17 protein-coding genes and 1 other RNA gene are annotated in these 19613 nt (G+C 46.7%); 3 read left to right on the top strand and 15 right to left on the bottom strand.

What is annotated here, in order from left to right:
- Positions 1 to 38: 38 nt before the first annotated feature.
- From ABT56_RS03270 to ABT56_RS03300, 7 genes are all read right to left on the bottom strand, one after another.
- Positions 39 to 755: an RNA ligase family protein gene (locus ABT56_RS03270; RefSeq protein WP_240478238.1), complete on the bottom strand. Its 717-nt coding sequence runs from the start codon at positions 753 to 755 to the stop codon at positions 39 to 41.
- Positions 716 to 1258 (bottom strand): hypothetical protein, encoded by a 543-nt coding sequence (locus ABT56_RS03275; protein ID WP_047877392.1) that lies wholly within the window; start codon positions 1256 to 1258, stop codon positions 716 to 718. The genes ABT56_RS03270 and ABT56_RS03275 overlap by 40 nt, the downstream gene beginning before the upstream one ends.
- Entirely contained in the window at positions 1255 to 2532 is a 1278-nt protein-coding gene (locus tag ABT56_RS03280; RefSeq protein WP_047877393.1) for a DUF3696 domain-containing protein, read from the bottom strand. The genes ABT56_RS03275 and ABT56_RS03280 overlap by 4 nt, the downstream gene beginning before the upstream one ends.
- Before the next feature lie 15 nt (positions 2533 to 2547).
- Complete coding sequence (locus ABT56_RS03285; protein ID WP_047877394.1) at positions 2548 to 4299, bottom strand: restriction endonuclease subunit S; 1752 nt, start codon at positions 4297 to 4299, stop codon at positions 2548 to 2550.
- Positions 4299 to 5801 carry an N-6 DNA methylase gene (locus ABT56_RS03290; RefSeq protein ID WP_047877395.1) on the bottom strand — a complete coding sequence of 501 codons (1503 nt, stop codon included), beginning with the start codon at positions 5799 to 5801 and terminating at the stop codon, positions 4299 to 4301. The genes ABT56_RS03285 and ABT56_RS03290 overlap by 1 nt, the downstream gene beginning before the upstream one ends.
- A gap of 115 nt (positions 5802 to 5916) precedes the next feature.
- Positions 5917 to 8358 carry an EcoAI/FtnUII family type I restriction enzme subunit R gene (gene hsdR / locus ABT56_RS03295; protein ID WP_047877396.1) on the bottom strand — a complete coding sequence of 814 codons (2442 nt, stop codon included), beginning with the start codon at positions 8356 to 8358 and terminating at the stop codon, positions 5917 to 5919.
- A 135-nt stretch (positions 8359 to 8493) separates the two neighbouring features.
- Positions 8494 to 8970 carry a hypothetical protein gene (locus ABT56_RS03300; protein WP_157037767.1) on the bottom strand — a complete coding sequence of 159 codons (477 nt, stop codon included), beginning with the start codon at positions 8968 to 8970 and terminating at the stop codon, positions 8494 to 8496.
- Positions 8971 to 9127: 157 nt separating this feature from the next.
- On the opposite strand from ABT56_RS03300, the gene ABT56_RS03305 reads away from it, so the two are divergent.
- Positions 9128 to 9436, top strand: a complete 309-nt coding sequence (locus tag ABT56_RS03305) for a helix-turn-helix domain-containing protein (RefSeq protein WP_047877398.1) — start codon at positions 9128 to 9130, stop codon at positions 9434 to 9436.
- Here the strand turns inward: ABT56_RS03305 and ABT56_RS03310 are convergent.
- From ABT56_RS03310 to ABT56_RS03325, 5 genes are all read right to left on the bottom strand, one after another.
- Positions 9433 to 10416, bottom strand: coding sequence for a TniB family NTP-binding protein (locus tag ABT56_RS03310; protein ID WP_047877525.1), 984 nt, complete (start codon positions 10414 to 10416; stop codon positions 9433 to 9435). The two genes, ABT56_RS03305 and ABT56_RS03310, sit on opposite strands and share 4 nt — an antisense overlap.
- Positions 10416 to 12341, bottom strand: coding sequence for a Mu transposase C-terminal domain-containing protein (locus ABT56_RS03315; protein WP_047877399.1), 1926 nt, complete (start codon positions 12339 to 12341; stop codon positions 10416 to 10418). Before ABT56_RS03315 ends, ABT56_RS03310 begins: the two co-directional genes overlap by 1 nt.
- Complete coding sequence (locus tag ABT56_RS03320) at positions 12342 to 12968, bottom strand: TnsA endonuclease N-terminal domain-containing protein (protein WP_047877400.1); 627 nt, start codon at positions 12966 to 12968, stop codon at positions 12342 to 12344.
- A 126-nt stretch (positions 12969 to 13094) separates the two neighbouring features.
- Positions 13095 to 13191, bottom strand: an RNA gene (ffs, locus tag ABT56_RS23500) — signal recognition particle sRNA small type.
- 149 nt (positions 13192 to 13340) lie between these two features.
- Entirely contained in the window at positions 13341 to 14075 is a 735-nt protein-coding gene (locus ABT56_RS03325; protein WP_047877401.1) for a VP0952 family biofilm-associated protein, read from the bottom strand.
- A gap of 100 nt (positions 14076 to 14175) precedes the next feature.
- On the opposite strand from ABT56_RS03325, the gene ABT56_RS03330 reads away from it, so the two are divergent.
- Positions 14176 to 14481 carry an MGMT family protein gene (locus tag ABT56_RS03330; protein WP_047877526.1) on the top strand — a complete coding sequence of 102 codons (306 nt, stop codon included), beginning with the start codon at positions 14176 to 14178 and terminating at the stop codon, positions 14479 to 14481.
- Positions 14482 to 14503: 22 nt separating this feature from the next.
- Here ABT56_RS03330 and ABT56_RS03335 read toward each other — a convergent pair whose 3' ends face one another.
- Positions 14504 to 14923: a YbaY family lipoprotein gene (locus ABT56_RS03335; protein WP_047877402.1), complete on the bottom strand. Its 420-nt coding sequence runs from the start codon at positions 14921 to 14923 to the stop codon at positions 14504 to 14506.
- Positions 14924 to 15093: 170 nt separating this feature from the next.
- Between ABT56_RS03335 and tesB the strand changes: the two genes are divergently transcribed.
- Complete coding sequence (tesB, locus tag ABT56_RS03340) at positions 15094 to 15969, top strand: acyl-CoA thioesterase II (RefSeq protein WP_047877403.1); 876 nt, start codon at positions 15094 to 15096, stop codon at positions 15967 to 15969.
- Positions 15970 to 16075: 106 nt separating this feature from the next.
- Here the strand turns inward: tesB and ABT56_RS03345 are convergent, their stop codons facing one another.
- Together ABT56_RS03345 and ABT56_RS03350 are read right to left on the bottom strand one after the other, a co-directional pair.
- Entirely contained in the window at positions 16076 to 17872 is a 1797-nt protein-coding gene (locus tag ABT56_RS03345; RefSeq protein ID WP_047877404.1) for an ABC transporter transmembrane domain-containing protein, read from the bottom strand.
- Complete coding sequence (locus tag ABT56_RS03350; RefSeq protein WP_047877405.1) at positions 17872 to 19611, bottom strand: ABC transporter transmembrane domain-containing protein; 1740 nt, start codon at positions 19609 to 19611, stop codon at positions 17872 to 17874. Before ABT56_RS03350 ends, ABT56_RS03345 begins: the two co-directional genes overlap by 1 nt.
- Positions 19612 to 19613 lie beyond the last annotated feature (2 nt).

Consider the following 19613-nt stretch of genomic DNA (forward strand, 5'->3'; position numbering starts at 1 on the left):
CTTACAAGAAAAAATACGTAATAGAATTAATTAAAATGTCAATACTTAATTCTATTGGCTTTTATACCCTTACGTGACCAATGCTCTTCGATAGATTGTGTAAAGTCTGGTCTAACAAGCTTTGCACGTTTAGAAAGCCATTTATCCTCATCTTTTCTAAGGTAAATGCCTTCAATGTTATTTGCACCATAAGATGAGGGGGTACTAAGAAGACTTTTTAGATCACTAATTGAAAAATGCCCTACAGCAATAGGCCGAACAATTGGTATCCCAATAGATGACAAAAGCTCATTCCTTCTCTGTACCGAAAAAAATCGTCCAGAAGAGCGTTCGTAGATATCAAATCCAATAAACCAGTTAGGCAATCTTTCATACCTGATAGAGTGTTTGGCATAACACCACTCACCAAACAAAATTAGCTCCTTGCCTAACTTAGCTTTTAATTGATTTTCATAAGGTGCAGCCCACTTCCACAAATGTTTAAATTGCCCACCCACATCCCTATCTATCCATGCTCCCCTATTCTGCGCAATCAAGTTGCCATCGTTATCAATGGAAAAACCAACATTTGCACCATCAACTTTTTCTTCTACGGTCAGTTTCGTTGACACAAATAAATCAGCCTCGTGAGGTGACATAATCTTGTCACCTCGCGCCCCAGAATTACTTAGCCAATCTATATGAGAAGTATGAGGGAATCGGAAAAATTCTGATATCATTTCGCTTTCTTCTTTTCCCAGTTCAGCGTGTTCCAATCATGAATAACTTGGTGAACATGAACGCCTGAAGCTACTAACTCGGTCTCCCAGTCATACCAATCAGTGTCGCAAGCATTAACTATCTTACAATCAGGGGCGTCTTCATTTGCCTTAATACAAGCTGCGATCATTTTTGTATCAGCTAGGTCATGAACCACCGTTTTTAAAGGCTCGTTCAGAACGGCAACCTTGACTGGGTGAGCAGGATCGGCATCCCATGCAATATCTACGAAGTCAACTTGATTTCTAGCGAGTTTTTCAAAAAATACACGCTGTCCATAGTCTTGATCCGTCAGTTTGTTTGAATACTCATTGGGAATTTCCCAATCACCATCAATGACCATTCGCTCTGAACCAGATTCAAATAATGCTAACCACTCAAAGACTTTTTCAGCTTCGAGGGGATCCTCAACTGGATGGTTTTCTGAACGGAAAGGCGATTCAGGATGCTCTCCACTTGCAACAATGAGCACGTTAGTGTCAATTACATGCCTACTCATTGGCTAGCTCTCTCTGCTTTCATTCTTTGCATTGTCTCCTGAGCTTGCTTTCTTACTTCACCAGTAGCATCGCCGAAGAAATTCTTTGGCCATTCATCAATTCGCCCGTACTTATCCATCTTCAGCGTTTTTAATACAGCATCAGACTTTTCACGCTCAACAAAATACAACGCACATTGATCTGGCTTAGCTTTTTTGGTAGCAACTAAAGTCTGCATACGTCTGAATAAGTGTTCGGAATGTGTCTCAACGATAAATTGAACATCACGTTCTAAGCTGACTTCCAAGAACAACTCAGCAAGTAATGACTGAGCCAAAGGATGCAAATGGATTTCAGGTTCTTCTAAGATAATCGTCGATTTTTCAGGAGCAAAATATGCCAAAACAAGAACGGGAAGTACTTGCGAGACACCCGTACCTACATCAATTAAGTTTGCCACTACGCCATCTCGATGAACAAGTATGTTGTAATTGCCTGCACCAATATGTTTTACCTCAAGCTTATCGGCGATACACATTTTTTGAAGCCATTTTGATACCGCTTCAACTAAGCCATCGCTTTTTTTTCCTGATGTATTACTACTAGCTAACAATGCAAAAACGGCTTCGCCACCATCAACTCCGATGATTCCAGGTCGAGTTTTATTCCATATATATGTTCTTCGAGGTTTACTTCTGAGAGGACCTAGGTAAGAGATAGCTTCAAGATCTCTTAATATCGACAAGCTGATGTCTTCGACGTCACTTCCACTTGGCCCTATATTATAAATTGCCTCTTTAGAGAACGACACTCCACGTTCAGGCGAATACTCTCTGCTCTTCAGGCTAGTTCGAGTCTCGTTTGGCAAATAAATATTAAATGCACCTTTATCAGAACGCTGAGCTCTGAACCAATTTTCACCATCTTTACTGAGTTGGAGTTGATCGATTACCGGACTTTTTTTGGAATCCTGAGCATAATCAATTTTAAGAAAGCTGCTACCCTGTCTTCCGTCAACATCCATTTCAATAGATATTTTCCGGTTTTCAGGATCTTTCGTTAATAAATCTTCAAACGACCCCATGTCTACATAGTCATTTGCTTCGTCTCCCCCCAAATTTAAGTGAATCGTTCTATCAGGAGATGTCGCGGTCTGTTTCATTAACAGCAGGCTTTGTAAGAGGCTAGATTTCCCTGTTGAGTTTTCACCAAGCAGCAACGTTACCGGAGAAAAATGAACATCACCTGAATTTCTCCATGCCTTAAAATTTTCCAGTTTTATTCTTTTAAACATACCTATTACCCTGATCTATAGTGCATTTAGAACAATAGCATCAGCAAACTGAAACTGGGTTTGCTGACATACAGCAATACGTTCCTGTAACAATTTACACATATCCATAAGCTCTTGTACTTTCATAGTTATTCTTTGCTTTTCACCGTTTGGTGGGACTGCAATTAAACAGGAGCGTAACTGCGTCTTGTTTATCGAAGCTAGATTCGTTGTCTGTTTGCTAGAGCCTGCAAAATAGTCTCTAGCAAAAGGTCCATTAAGGTACATTCCCAACCAAATCTCACTTTGCTCGCTCAGGTATGGTCTTGCTTTAAATACATGGTTTTGGTGAGCCATATAAGGCGCTTCAGTACGCCAAATAGCTGTTCGCCCAACTTTATCCCAATCGCCGCCTTCCGTAATTAATAAGTCGCCAGCTTCGACAGCATATTTTTCCAATTCATCTACCGGGAGATCGATTTCTTTGACGTTTTGAAGATTCAAATAACCACGTTGAACGTTTGCAACACTTAAATATGGGATAGTCTTTAGTTCCCGACCTGCGAGTTTCCTTCCCTTAGTGATACCACTATGAATCTCTACAACATCTTCAAACCGACACCACTCCCACCCATTCGGCAGTTCAAACGGCTTTTCATCCTCAGCAATTGGCGGCAGGGCTTTTTGCTTTTTGATTTTCTTCTCTTTCACCAACTGTGCTTTTTCTTCCGCGATGCGCTCAAGCAGCTTTGCCGCTGGCTCATCATTCGGGTCTTGCGACACCAGCTTACCCATCACCGCCAGTTGCAGGATGGTTTGTTTTAGCTGATCGATGCTTTGCTCTGTGGTGAACAAAGTGTCAAAGTGTTCACTAATACGTGCCCAGTTTGCCATCAGTTCGGTTGCATCTTGGCTGTTGGTGAGCGTTGCCAGCAGGGTTTCTACCAATACCTGATGGGCACCAAGGCTGGCTTCGGTCTGTTGCTCCAACTGGTCACACAGGGCCATCAGTTCGTCAATCTTGGCGACTATGCGGTGTTGTTCTTGCTTTGGAGGTAATGCAATAACAAAATCGTATATTAGTTCTTTTCGAACTCCCGATTGACCAGCTGTACGCTCTGACTCGCTCGTCACAAGCTTTTGAATAAATGGCTCACTTAACAACCAAAACAAATAATCATTGTGGATCGAATCACCAACTAATTCAGCTTTCATCAGTGCTACATTATATGTTCCAGATAACCCTCTAAGTATTTGGAATACCGGAGGTCCATAACGACCAATCATAATATCGGTTTCGACAAAAGGACGATTAGCAAACTCTTGTGGTACATATGTTAGGTTGGTGTCACTTTTAAAGTCACGAATTTGAACTAGGCGAACATATCCTTCTCGATGCTCATATACAAATTTTGATTTTGGAGGCTGACTTCCCCCCGTAACCTCAATAGTTTTGCCCAACCTAGTCCATTCCCACCCGCAAGGAAGAACAAATCTCTTCTCGTTTTCAGAAATTCTCCTGTTTAAGTCAAGAATTTTGCCCTTACCTAATTTCAATAGACCTCTTTGTGTGATTTCTTCATGATTAAGTAATTCACATGCGGGCTCATCACTCGGATCTTGCGGCACCAATTTCCCACGCACCGCCAGTTCCAAAATCAGCTCACGCAATTTCTTAATGCCGTATAGCTCGCGCTTCTTGCCACTACCACGACCTGAAGATGATTTCGCCTGCACTGCCGAAGTCCAGATATCGATATGGTCGGTGATCAGTTTTTCTGCAGACATTACTTCACCTCATCCGCAGCTTGAGCTGATGAGACTCTTTGTGATGAAGACAAGGCATTCCCCAGAATGTCTTTCAGTTGGTTACGCAGTTCGGTGATTTCCTGCTGTTGCGTCTGGTAGTTTGCTAGCAGTTCATCTGGGTCATGGCTGACCACTTCGCCTTGATACGGATTTTTGATATCGAGGTTGAAGTTACGGGCGATGATCTCATCAATCGAGACTTTCCACGCGTGGTTGTTTTCTACGCGGCTGGCAAAACCGTCTGCCTCAACACCCCACCAGTCGATTTCTGCCTGAAACTCTTCAAACTTCATCGGTTTGGTTTTGCTGTAGTTCTTTACGCCCTCTGGGTATGGGTGCTCGTAGAACCATACTTCTTTAGTTGGTTTGCCTTTGGTGAAGAACAGAATGTTGGTCTTAATGCCCGTGTACGGGTTAAACACGCCGTTTGGCAGGCGCATAATGGTGTGCAGGTTACATTCTTCGGTCAGCAGCTTTTTGATTTTGGTTTTTACGCCTTCACCAAATAAAGTGCCATCCGGCAATACCACACCCGCACGACCATTGGCAGGGTCTAACACCTCAATAATCAATTGCAGGAACAAATCTGCCGTTTCACGGGTTTGCATTTCCGCTGGGAAGTTCTTTTCGATGCCGTCTTCTTCGGTGCCACCAAACGGTGGGTTGGTGGCAATCACGTTAATGTTGCTGTCCCAGCTTGAAAGCGGCTTGTTTAGCGTGTTGCCGTGTTTGATCTGTACGGGTACTTCAATGCCGTGCAGCATCATATTAGTAATACACAGCAAGTGAGGTAGTTGTTTCTTTTCAACGCCATGGATCTGCTTTTGCAGCGTTTGGTGATCGGCGGCTGTTTTCACATAGTTGTCTTTTACATGGTCAAATGAACATGCCAGGAAGCCGCCTGTACCCGTTGCTGGGTCCATAATGGCTTCGCCCAGTTTCGGATCTAAACGGTTAACAATAAAACGCGTAACCGCACGAGGAGTGTAGAACTCACCTGCGTTACCAGCACTTTGCAGGTCTTTCAGGATTTGCTCGTAAATATCACCGAACAGGTGACGCTCTGAAGAATCCGTGAAGTCGATTTCATTGAGTTTGTTGATCACTTGGCGCAGCAGTGTGCCGTTTTTCATGTAGTTGAACGCATCGCTAAACGCTTCTTTCACCACATGACCACGCGGGTTGAGATCAACGGGCGCGGTGAGGTTTTTCAGTTTGAAAAACAGATCGTCGTTTACAAACTCAAGCAGCGCATCACCAGTAATGCCTTCGGCATCCTGTGCCCAGTTACGCCACAGGTATTTTTCAGGGATCGGCGTTTTGTAATCGTCCAGCTCCAGCTCTAATTCTTCTTCCTGTGCATCAAACACTTTAAGGAACAACAACCAAGACATTTGCCCCAAGCGCTGGGCGTCGCCGTCAACACCCGCGTCTTTACGCATAATATCTTGAATAGATTTGATTACTGAGCTGATAGACATAATTTACTGCTTTTCTTTACGAAGATAAGGGGGAATTATAACGGATTTTAAGCGTTAATCGTTCAGCGATTAACGGAAAGAATAGGCTGATAGCATGTACCAGCCTGTTTCATTGTTATGCCACTTGGTAGATAGCCGCTTCCAGTTCGTTAACCGCTTTCAAGTAAGCATTTTTATCACCAAAGCCTTTTTTGATGATCTCTAATGGTCGGCCAAGTTCATTGAACGGTGCGACTTTCAGCACCGTCAGGTTTTCAATTTCACTTACACCTTCATCGGCATATTTTTCCAACAAGTTACTCAATACCGCTTGTGCGACATCGCCGTACTTGGTGAAGTAATTGCGCTTTTTAACATTCTCCGCACGCTCTTTACGCGTTAAGGGCGGTTGGTCATACACCACATGGCAGATCATATCGAAGGGATCCATCTCCTTGCCAATTTCCTGCTCCAATGCTTCCCAAATAATGCCCTGCTCGGCAAGCTCATCAATAATGGCTTGCTTACGATCCGCATCGTTCCATTTGCGTGTGAAATCATCCATTGAGGTAAACTGCTTCGCCATCGCCTTACGGGTGTAATCTTTGAAAGACTCCGTCACCAACTTACCGTCACTGTCATAATACTGAACACGTTCCGCTACTTTGGTCACCGTTACACCAGAGACATGAAATTTCTTCACTTCTTTCTGAATCGGCTCATCGCCACCTGATGGTGGGACGGTATCGCCACCACTTGGAGGCGGCGGCGGTGGTGGAGTGACAATTGTTGTAGAATCGATATCATCATCGCCAAAGGGTGAGTCACCCTCATTGCCGTCACCACCATCCACAATTTCATCCATCTCATCAGAATTTTCAAAATCTTCAGGCTTGGTTTCTTTTACTTGCTCTGGCACACCATCAAAGCGTTCATCTGCAAATAGCTCTGTTGCTTTTTTAAAATCAAGGATAGAAAACCATAGCTTGTCAAAACGATCATCAATTCGAGTACCACGGCCAATCACCTGCTTGAATTTGGTCATGGATTTGATAGTCGAATCCAACACAATCAGCTTACAGGTTTTCGCATCGACTCCCGTTGTCATTAGCTCAGACGTGGTCGCAATAACGGGGTATGCTTTTTTCGGGTTGATGAAGTTATCAAGCTGCGCTTTACCTATTTCATCATCACCCGTGATTTTCATTACGTACTTGTCGTTCTTCTTCACCTGCTCTGGATTGAGATTAACCAGTGCGCGACGCATACGCTCGGCATGATCAATGTCGTTACAGAACACGATGGTTTTCGCCATCGGGTCGGTACGCTGGAGATAATTCGTGATCGTCTTCGCCACAAGCTCGGTACGCTCATCAATCACCATAGTGCGGTCGAAATCTTTTTGGTTATAAATCCGGTCGGTAATCACTTCACCGTTTTTATCTTTCTGATCTTTTGTTGGTCGCCAGCCTTGCAGATCCACATCTAAATCGACACGTACCACTTTGTAAGGCGCAAGAAAGCCGTCTTCAATGCCTTGCTTCAACGTATAGGTATAAACAGGCTCTTTGAAGTATTCGATATTTGAAACAATGTCAGTTTCTTTAGGGGTAGCGGTTAAACCAACCTGCGTCGCGGAATCAAAGTATTCAAGGATTTCTCGCCAAGCACTGTCTTCAGACGCACTACCACGGTGACATTCATCTACAACAATCAAATCAAAGAAGTCAGGGCTGACATTTTTGAAAATTTTCTTGTCTTCCTCCTGCCCCGTCATCGCCTGATAAAGACCAAGATGAATTTCAAAAGCAGGATCAATCGTACGATTACCAATTTTGGTCATCGCAGTGCCAAAGGGCTGAAAGTCATTATTTTTGGTCTGATCAACAAGGATGTTTCTGTCCGCTAAAAACAAGATGCGCTTCTTCGCGCCAGACTTCCACAAACGCCAAATAATTTGAAATGCGGTATACGTTTTACCCGTACCCGTCGCCATAACCAACAGCACACGATTTTGCCCCGCAGATACGGCCTCAATGGTTTTATTAATCGCATTAAGTTGGTAATAACGCGGTGACTTACCACTGCCATCATCGTAGTAATCTTGAGAGATCACAGGCAGCTGCGCATCGCTATAGCCTTTCCAACGACAATATTTCTGCCAAAGTGCCTGTGGCGATGGAAAATCCTCTAAGCGGATCTCTGTTTCCACCTGGCTTGGGGGCGTTTTGTCGTGAAAAACGTACCCATCACCGTTGGTTGCAAACACAAAGGGCACATCCAGTAATGATGCATAATCGAGTCCTTGCTGCATGCCTTTGCCCACTTCATGCTTGTTCGCTTTCGCTTCAACGACGGCAAGCGGCATACTCGGCTTATGATAAAGGACGATATCAGCAGATTTCACTTTCTTTCGTGCCGCAATCTGACCACGAACTACTACCTTACCATCACGAAGTTTCACTTCCTGACGGATCTGATTCATACGGTCCCAGCCTGCACTTTCAATGCTAGGAAGGATAAATTTGCTGATAATATCGGCTTCGGTAAGCTGGGATTTATTAATGCTCGAGGTCATAATGCTAGCTGTGCAACAAGTTGGATTTCGGCATTATATCTGACTTTACGCTTTAGGAAACATCATGCGTAATCGTTCCGTATGCTCGTTGCACATACTGCATAAAATACGTGAACAAAGTATCATTATCTCCACCTACTGCGGCAATGCACTCAATTTACTCAACGCATTAATTCTGCCCAGTAATTCAGCTGAATAGTCTTTCGATTTTTCATACAACGGTTCGACCAAAGCTGATTGTTCAGGAAAGGTTGTTAATACACGTTTATAGACATCCACCTCGCCCAACACGATACGAAGCTCTGCTTCAAACTGCGCTTTTTCTCTGGATACATGGCTAATAAACGGATTGTATTCACTATTTTTCAACTGAGCATGCGCCAATGATAACTGAGTTCTTTTCGCTGCCACGAATTGTAATGCCCTAAATGCATCTGTCTTGAAATACCGCGTCTCCCGTGTCACTTCATCACGCCTTTTTTCCAAAAAACCGCAAGCAAGCAACTTGTAGAGTTGGCGGTATAGAAGCTTTCGTAATTCTTCTCTATCAAACAGCATGTATGTATCTGGTAGTAGTGTATTTCTTATCTCCAAGACAGAAAAGCCATCCATTTCTTTCTCTATCAACGCTTTATATAACCATTTATTCAGTGGTATTTGTCGGTTCATCGTAGATATTACACACAAAAAAACTTAGGATTGCTAAGTATACAAAAATCAGTAAAACTTAGACAATCTAAGTCGAAATAGGTCAACCAGATATGACTCAGTGCAAAAAGACAACCCAATCCCTACGAGGCTCAAAGAAGCCCGCAAAAAAGCCGGAATTACCCAGAAAGAACTGGGTATAAGAATTGGCATGGAACCGAGTTCTGCAAGTGGGCGGATGAACCACTACGAGAAAGGACGACATACGCCAGACATTGGCACGCTGCGCCGCATGGCTGATGAACTTAATGTGCCTTTGAACTACTTTTTCTGTGAGAATGAGCTGAGTGCTACACTGGCGTGTATCATTGACAAGATGAGTGATGAAGAGAAGGCCGCGTTGCTGGCGTCTTTGAGCACTCAGGCTTAACCTAATAGCTGTTTGATTGTTAATGCATTGAATATCTGTCCAACAAACTTGAGCTCTCCAGTCTCTGCATCCGGTACGTATTCCTCATAAGACTCAATTTGCTTAATCACCAACTCATTGATATCAACAGAGAATGGATTTATCTCATCTAAACCAAAAATCATTTCGTAGCCTAAAATGAAGTCTTCAAGCTGAATAGCCGCCTTATTTGAAATCAACGCAGATTCTAGCCCAACAGCTATCAGTTCTTTTAACATTCCAAGCATGCCATGGCTAGCGGCTAATAGCCTCATCGCTATTTCAACATCCATTAAGTCAACGTCAAAAGGGAGCGGTACTGCCCTTTCCATGGCCTCAAGTAGGTCTAAGTATCTATCAATTGACGCTTCATCCGTAATTTTAAAGTAGGGTAATTCCCGCTTCACCATGATCCGTCTATCCCATTGGGAGTCTTCAAGTATCAACTTCGCACTAGGAATGCCAACAAAAACAATTGGTAGTCGACATTCATCACTGATCATTTTCAGTTTATCTCGAATTTCTTGTCGTTCTTTATGACTGGTACATTCAAAAAGCTCCTGACACTCTTCAATCACTAATAACTTTAGTTCTGTCCGCTTAACGCACCTAATGACATAATCTATTAATCCAAGGACGGATCCCTTAGCTCGGTATTTTTTGTATTTATCTATTTCATTCACTATCCAAAGTAACGTTTCCTTTAAAGTAGGTCGCACACGAGTGAGCAATACCTCATTTTCTGATAGGCATTTCGATATATAGTGTTTGATTAACGCTGACTTACCAGACCCCGTCCCTCCAGTTAACAACATTGATGGCACAAACGAACCAAAACAACGACGCTTAACTAACCAATCGAGTCCCGAAAACACCTTCTCTACCTCAGGGTAGATCGTAAATGACGCATGGTATGTCGCTAGAGTGGTATCGATGGACAGCTCGAGGTTAGAATCAGGCATCATCCATTCCTCTCTTTTCTTCGCTTATTCCATTTAGACCGAAAGTTCTCAATTGGATTAATTTCTTTTTCAGCCGGTGAACCGGAACAGCCACTCATTGAAGGGTTTGGGGGAAGTTTATCGGTCAGTTGTGCTTTTGGCGTATCACTATTTACACTTGATAGTTCAGCAATTTTCTTAGTTGCTTTAGCCTTGCGTTTCCGTTCAGACAAAGACATATGCTGTAGATTTTCTTGCTCTGATTGAATTCGTTCATGCAACGCTAATCGAGCTTTTGCTAATGACAACACATCAATCTCACCATCGATATAGTCTCGGTGAGCTTTAACTAACTTTTCATGCTCGCACAAACTTAACTTGCGGGTGTAACCTTTCGAGTCCTTACTTGGAACCTCAACATACCCATTTAACTCTTCCAAATAGATATAAATTGTCGATATATCATCAGGATCTACTTTTATTTTCTTAATAGCAGATGCTTTTGTTTGAGGGTATTCCTTTCGGTATTGCGCCAGAGCAGTTGAATCATAATCTATATGCTTAAACTTGATACCCTTACTCGTTAGTTTTCGATGATGGAGACTTCCCATTGCAATGGTAAAGGTATGCTCATTTTCAGGTAATAGCTTTAACGGAGGCATGACCTCATAACTTTTCCGCCAATACAGATTAGGTATCCGAGCCTTGCGGCTGTCTGCGCTAGCATTGTGGACATCGACTATCCAACGGTGCAATTCTTCAACAAAGACACTAAAGCGCATAACTGCGTCTTTTTCAGGGTTATAATCTTCTTTTTCAAGAACGTTCGAGAACGTCTTCCCAGGAACCCAACCAACAATACCCTGAATTATCTCTCCAAACTTTCTTTCTACAAACGGCTTCAACCAAGGTTTTCTAACTTTGTTAAATACAACATTAATACCTGCTTCTAAACATGAATCTTCAAGGCTTTTTGACCAAAATTCAGGGCCATTATCAACGACTAGATTTTCAATTTTCCCTTCACATAACCACTTATTTTCAAACTCAATAGGTAAACCTGAAATGTAGTCTTTATTCTTAGTCGCATGGATAATAGCTTTAGATGCAGAAACATAGCTAGGGTGTTTAAATCCCAGATGAAAGCCAATGATGCAGCCGCTGAAGATATCAACTAAAAGAGTTAGGTGGGCCCTTCCCAAGGGAACCAGTAGGTCATCATGAAGTAGGATTAAGTCGAGTGGGGTATGATCCATTTCTACCCGCTCAAGTATCCGAGTAGGCATATCAACCGATTGGTAATAGTTATAGAGCTTGTCTGCGTAGTATTTACCATGCCTTGCTAAAGCAACGCTATACGGCTGTTCTTTCTGGATACGATTTTTGAAGGTTTGATAGGAAACTTGAGGGATTTTGCCAGAAACAATGTTTTCGTTTGCGACCGTAATATTATCACAATAAACATTATAGGCGGCTCTAATAGATGGCCTGACTGCATCTAAAAACCTTTCTAAGGCTTTTTCATAATAGGACTCATCGCCCACTACTCTAGCTGTTCGATTACCTTTTTGATGATGCTTATCTACCAAACCAGTAAAACTACCTTTGGCTTGGTTAAATGAATTATGCCAACGTATTAAAGTTTTATAGCTTGGCTTTTGGGTAAGGGTTGTTTTTTCAAAATATTTGTCTATTAGTGGGTTGAGATTTTTAGGTGTCCATCCACCAACCAGCTCTTTGCTGACTAAGCTAAGTAACTTATAGCGTTCCAAGGCTTTTGTTTTTTGTTCTTCGGGGAAAGAATCGAGGTCTCGCTCAATGATTTTGGCTGAATCTAAAGACCCATATTGAAGCCGGTTTCGTTTTGACTCAGGTGATTCTAAGAACTCTTTTTCATCATCCTCAGAGTAATTGGCATCGAATTCATCCTTAAATCGCCCTGCCATCTATTTCACCATAACTAACGTGGTTTCATTAAGCTTGGCAGAATCAAGGTCAATCAAAGCCTTACCCAAAGTAACTAAGCGTAAGACAGCAGCAAATACCACACCAACAGACAATTCAACCTTTAACGCTAAGTCTATAATTTTTATGGGTTTAGTATCCAACAGTTGATCATACAACGCATCAGGTAGGTTATCCCCTTTAATACAACCACTATAACGGTGAACAACTTTACAGTTTTCTAGATAGTACCCTTTTCGGATTTGCCGGTCAGTGACTAAGATAAGATCAAAACCAAGTCGCTCAGCTGCCGACTTCCTAGCCTGAAACTGTTGCTTAAACTCTTTGCTAAGGGTTTGCCCATATGGCTTACTCTCAACGAAACATTGATACCCACCAATATAGTGGACTAAAAAGTCAGGTGTGTAGGGAAGCTGTTTACCACAAAACTCATAATAATAACCCTCCGGCTGTGACTCGTAACAAACAACTTCCGGGTCATATTCAAAGTGGTAGCAACAATCTTTCTCAAGGCCGCCTTCACACATAACCGTCTTTCTATTCTTGCTACTAGCAAACTTATAGATATTTTTATTCGGAGAGGGTTTGCGAAGATTACGAATGTACATGTGCGTCCCTTAATGTTGTAAGAAAACAACCAAATTAAGATTAGGACACTTTTTGACTTTTAAAAGGACAACTTATGGATTTTTTGGGACTGGATATGGTTTTTGCGACAGCCAGATGGGTGGAAGCCCCACCAGCCACATCCCGGCACACACGTCGCTCGCTGCGGCTGCTCCCTTCCAGGCCTGACCGGGTTCACGAGTTAGTGTTGCGGGAGGACCAGCAGGGCCTCCATAGATTCTTTGTGTCTCTTGCGAGAACGGGATGGATTATCCGTCATGCCCGTTGTGATTGCAAGTGCCTTGCTCGCTTCATGAAGCCAACTGCTGTTTTCTTACTCAAATCTGTGTATTCCCAGCAATTTCACCCGTCTGTCAGACTTCTTCTTCCATATCCTCAAGCAGGTACTCGCCTAGCAGTGCCCCACCGAGCACCAACAGCCAAGCCACCAGCACCGGGTTGGGAACCTCAAGCCACGGAACCAAAACCATAGTGGCAAAACCTACCGCTGGCAGGATCCATACCATTCTCGGCACCATCTCGTTGAGCTTGCCCTTGAGCAGCTCCTGAATTGTGGCAATCAACCCGGTGACACACAGCGCCACCAAGGCGGCGTGCTCCATGCCGCCGACCCATAGCGGCACCACCAAGAACAGCGGCCACCAGGTATTCCCGTCAACGGGCCGCCAGCTGCGCAGGGCAACCCAAATCACGCCGACAGCCATAATCTGAACGATGGTTGCACCGGGGCTACCGGGTAGCTTCCCCTCGCCCTGCAATGCCATCAAGCCAACATCCATCGCCAGCACAACGGAAATAAGCAACGCGGCCATCTGCCAGGTACTTTTGGTCGAGAAACTGACGGCAAAAATGGGTAACATCATAAAGATGCTTATCGACAAGGCCAAAGACTGCTCCGGCAACACAAAACCGTATGCACCCAAGCCAATCAAGAGAAGCCAAGCAGAAACGCCCCCCTGAGGCAGCAGCCACAAGGCGGGAATGGCGAGCGCCAACGCGGGAAGCTCTCCTTGGCTCTGCCCGAGTGCACTGACACCAACAACGGTCAACACTATGCTGACCACAACAAGCAACGCGGCATACAACATGGCAGCACCTCCTTGCGTTTGTAATGGTTGCACGCTAAGCAAACGACACGAGTCGTGAATGCGCAACCATCAGCTTTTTATGGTTCTAATAGGTATAAATATGGACGATTTTACAGCTCAGATCTATAGCCAAGTTCACCAAATTCCCCAAGGAAAAGTGTCAACCTATGGCGATATTGCAAAATTTGCAGGCTTCCCGGGCTATGCCCGGCAGGTGGGGAAATTACTCGGCAAACTGCCAGAGGGATCATCGCTGCCATGGCACAGGGTGATTAACGCAAAAGGTGAAATTTCGCTTACTGGCAATGACTTAGAACGCCAACGCAGCAAACTTATTGCAGAGGGAATAGAGGTGTCAGACGTCGGTCGGATCCGGCTGGGACGCTATCGCTGGGACGGACTTTAAAAACCGCCCCAGCAAGGGGAGATTACTGCACCTTCACCAGCATCAGATCTTTCACCAAAGTCTGGTTAGGATCGGTGATCACAGGGTTGGCGGTATCGGTAATGAATACCAGCTTGTCGCCAATCTCAATGCGCGCACTTACCGCATAAGTATGGTTAGGTTTGATTTCATCACGCACGAAATTCAGCGAGTAAGCAAAAGGTACCTGCTTGCCCTCCGCCAAAAACGAATGACGGCTAATCACCTCGGCTGCCGCGTCCATTTTCGAAACGTCAGACAAAGTCACCGTGATACGGGCATTCTCCGGCAGGGCAATACGTTCACGGTAGGCCACGTTCCCGGTCACTTTTTCCATATCTGCATCCTTATCGACTAGATTTGTACAAGCGGAAACTACCAACGCTACTGCTAACGCAGACAACAGCGCAAAAACCTTTTTCATGCGAACTCCTATGACTTAACGCTCAATATTGTGAGTGAACAAGCACTTAACACATTGATATAAAATGAGGCACTTCCAATCTGCCCAGAACACAGACAAACTAAGAAAGAAAGTGGCATCCTGCCAGGATGCTTTAGGGCGATATCATAGCATTTTTTTATGGAATTCCGATGAGCAAAGAACTGAATGAACTTCTCACTCTGTTACATCTGGAACAACTTGAGCAAGGATTGTTCCGGGGCCAAAGTGAACACTTGGGGCTACCACAAGTCTATGGTGGACAGGTTATGGGGCAAGCTCTCTCAGCGTCCAAGGAAACCGTGGATGAAGGGCGGTTTCTGCATTCGTTCCACAGCTACTTCCTCCGCCCGGGCGATCCGCTAAAACCGATTATCTACGATGTCGAAACCCTGCGTGATGGCACGAGCTTCAGTACCCGCAGAGTCAAGGCGATTCAGTTTGGACGCCCCATCTTCTACCTAACAGCCTCATACCAGACAGAGGAAGAAGGCTTCGAGCATCAATCCGCCATGCCGGATGTGCCCCCTGTGGAAACCCTGCTCAACGAGCAACAACTCATTGGCTCTATTGCCGACAGATTGCCAAAGGCCACCGTTGAAGTCTTCGGCCGGGAACGGCCCATTGAAGTGCGGCCGGTTACCGTCGTCAACCCGCTGCGGCCGGAAATCAATCCGCCCAAGCAGCATTTCTGGATCAAGGCCAACGGCAGCATGCCGGACGATCTGCGCATCCATCAATATTTGCTGGCCTACGCCGCCGACTGGGGATTCCTGACCACCGCCATGCAACCCCATGGGGTCAGCCTGCTCACCCCTAACAGCAAGGTAGCGACCGTCGACCATTCCATGTGGTTCCACCGGCCGTTCAAAATGGATGAATGGCTGCTCTACGCCATAGACAGCCCCTCTGCCAGCGGTGCTCGCGGCTTTGTCCGGGGAGAGATCTACAACCAGCAAGGGGAACTGGTTGCCTCTGCCGTTCAGGAAGGGCTGATGCGCTATCGCGGCAAGCCAACGAGAAAATAAGCTCTGTTATCCTCGCCTCACCACAGCAAAGGCAACAGCAACAGCAACAGCAACGACAGAAGCAACAATGGGCAAGCGGAGCACAATGCTCCTCTTGCCCTCTTATCTAACTGGCACTGCACCCTTCTGTTTCGAGCCGATGAAGCTGCTCTCCGGCCTGTTGCAGCTGGTACATCTGCCAATAGTGCCCCTGTGCCGTGAGCAATCCATTATGATCACCGCGCTCAAGCACCTCGCCATGACTCAGCACCAGAATTTCATCGGCATCGACAATCGTCGACAGGCGATGGGCAATCACGACAATGCTCATGTCCTGCCGCAAACGCCCAAGGGCCTGCTGGATATGGCGCTCGGTCCCCGAATCAATATTGGCCGTCGCCTCATCGAGGATCAAAATTCGCGGCTTGGCCACCAACACCCGGGCCAATGCCAGCAGCTGCTTCTGCCCCGCAGACAGATTCGCCCCACCGCTGCCCAGCCGCATATCCAACCCGCCGTCGAACCTTCGGATCTGTTCCGCCAACCCCACGGCTTCGAGCGCCTGCCAGCACAACGCATCACTCTCCGCATGGCTACCGGCCACTGTCCGGCCAAGGGTTATATTCTCTCGCACGCTATCACTGAGCACATGGGGATCCTGCTGAACCATCGCAATCCCGCTACGCAGAACATCTTGCGACAATGACGACAGCGGCCGCCCATCAAGCCGTACCTCGCCCTCGGTCGCCGGGTAGAACCCCATCAGCAACGAAGCCAAGGTGCTCTTACCGCTCCCCGTATGGCCCACCAAGGCCAAGAAGCCCCGATGAGGCAAGTTGATATCAATCTGCCCCAGTACGTTCTGCTTGCCATCATAGCTAAACCCCACCCCGTTGCAGGCCAATTGCCCGGAAGCTAACGGGTGGTTGTCATCGCCATATTGCTGCTGGGCGGCATCAATAAAACCAAAAATCCGCTCGCTGGCCACAAGAGCCTGCTGCAACAGCGATAGCTGCTGGGTGAGCTCAATCAGGGGCTCGCTCACCCTGCCGAGATAGCTGATAAAAGCATACAATACCCCCACCCCGATCAGCTCAAGCCCGCTGACCCCAAACAGCGCCACCAGCGAGAGCAGCGCCACACCGGAAAGGAAGTCGATCAGCGGCCGCAGCAAAAAGCCGTTCAGCTTTGTCACCCCAATCTGAGCCTGAAGGTGGTTGCCGGTCAATACGGAAAACTGACGGTAAAACGCCTCTTCCTGGCGCATCAACTGCACCAGACTCATTCCCTGAATAGACTCGCTCATCGAGGCATTGATATCAGCCAGCAGATCGCGCATCTGGCGGTAGGCCCCCGAGCTCCGGCGCTGGTAGACCACCATCACGGCCACGACTGCGGGCAACAGAACCAACACAACCAGCGTCAGCCGCCAGCTGATCAGGCTCATCACTGTCAGCATGGCGATGATCAAGGTGATATTTTTCAGGACCGAGCCGATAACATGGACATAAAAATCCTTGATCGACTCTGTATCATTGGTGATCCGTGAAATCAAAGTACCTGACGGAACATAATCGAATGCCGACAAGGGCTGGTTCAAGATCCTACCGAACAACTGCTTGCGGATCGTCTGCACCACACCGATTGCAATCTCGTTAAAACGCATCGCCTGCAAATAACGAAACAGGGCGGTGGCCACCATCAGACCGAGGTAGGCTACGGCCAACATCGCCAGTTCATCAGCGGGGAAATGATCCTTGGCGATGTTATTGTCGATAAAATGCTGGATCAGCCACGGACCGGCAACGTCCGTCAATGATGCCAACAACAGAAACCCCAGCGCTACCGACAGCTTTTTCCTATCAGCCAAGGCATAACCCAGCAAACGCCTAACGATGGCCTTGTTGAATGTCTTGTTTTCCATTATGCCCCCTCGATAGCCTGTTCCAGTTTCTGATATCGGTACATCTCGGCATACCAGTTGTTCTGTGCCACCAAGGTTCGGTGATCCCCTTGCTCAACAATGCTCCCTTGCTGCAACACGATGATCTCGTCAGCCTCTTCCAGCGCTGTCAGGCGATGGGCAATCACAATCACTGTTTTGTCACGGTGCTGGCGCAAATTACTGAGGATATTGTGCTCGGTCTTGCCGTCGACCGCCGACAGGGCATCGTCCAGCACCAGTATCTCGGCATCAAGCAACAACGCACGGGCAATCGCAATACGCTGCTTCTGCCCGCCCGACAGGGTGATCCCCTTCTCGCCTACCATGGTCCGGTAGCCAGCGGGAAACTGCATGATGTCCTCATCAATACAGGCCGCCCGGGCGGCCTCTCGGATCATCTCAAGACTGGCTTCTGGTCGACCCAAGGCAATGTTATCGGCAATACTTCGCGAAAAAAGGAAGGGGGCTTGGCTAACCACCGCAAAACGGCTGCGCCACTGCGGCAGATCCGCCTCTTTCAGCGGCACGTCGCCATAAAGGATCTGCCCCTGTTCCAGTTCATGCTGACGTAGCAACAGTGCCAGCAAAGTCGACTTGCCACTGCCTATCGGCCCGGCAAGGCCCAGCATCTGACCGCTGGCAAGGGTAAAGCGCACCGCTTCCAACGCGGGTTTTGACTGCCCGGGCCAAGCGAACGCATCAATGGACACAGACAACGGCTGATGCGTCCTCTCCAGCGGAGTCTGGCCGCTGACAATCTGCGGCTCTTGCTCGAAGATAGCCTGCAGGCGGTTCCAGGCCGCCGAGCCACGCTCAAGGATATTGAACAGCCAAGCCATTGCCAGCATCGGCCAGATCATCAAGCCCTGATAGAGGGTGAACGCCGTCAGATCCCCCAGCGTCAAACGGCCAATGTGCACCAGATAGGCACCACCACCAATGCTGAGGAAAAACGACAGGCCGATGGCCAACTGGATCACCGGATCGAACTTGGCATCGACTTGAGCCACCGCAAGGTTCTTGTCCCCGGCCTGATCGACCACCTCGGAGAAATCGGCCTGCTGGCGTTGCTCCAAACCAAACGCACGGATCATCCTCACGCCATTGAGGGTTTCCTGAGCCTTGTCGGTAAGATCGGAAAAAGCAGCCTGAGAGGCAGAAAAACGGTGATGAAGCTGGCGGCCGAGGAAGAACACCGCGATCGCCATCAGTGGCATTGGCAACAGAGCCAACAGGGTCAGCTCCCAGCTAATAAAAGCCGTCATCACGATGAATACCGTCAACCCGGTGATCAAGGAGTCGGCCGCTGTTAGCACGCCTTCACCTGCCGTCATTACTACGGCATTAACGTCATTCGTCGAGCGGGCCATCAGGTCGCCTGTTTTATGACGCTCGAAAAAAATAGGGGGGTGGGATGAGAAATGGCGGTAAAGCCGGTTGCGCAGCACGGTGCCGAGTTCGGCCGCCGCGCCGAATAGCCACACCCGCCATACAATACGCAGGCCGTAAACGCAAAACCACAACAGAGCCAGCGTAACCAGCCAGCCGAACATCGTCAGCAACGTCATCTCGCCGGCCACCACGCCATCGACAATCCAGCCAATCGCACGGGGCGGAAGCAGTTCAAAAAGGGAGACAACAACCAAAATGGCAATGGCACCGCCATAACGTCGCCATTGCTGCAAAAAATACCATCTAAGTTGCCAGAATACCTGCATGG

The organism is Photobacterium aquae, assembly GCF_001029445.1.
Classification (GTDB): Bacteria; Pseudomonadota; Gammaproteobacteria; order Enterobacterales; family Vibrionaceae; genus Photobacterium; species Photobacterium aquae.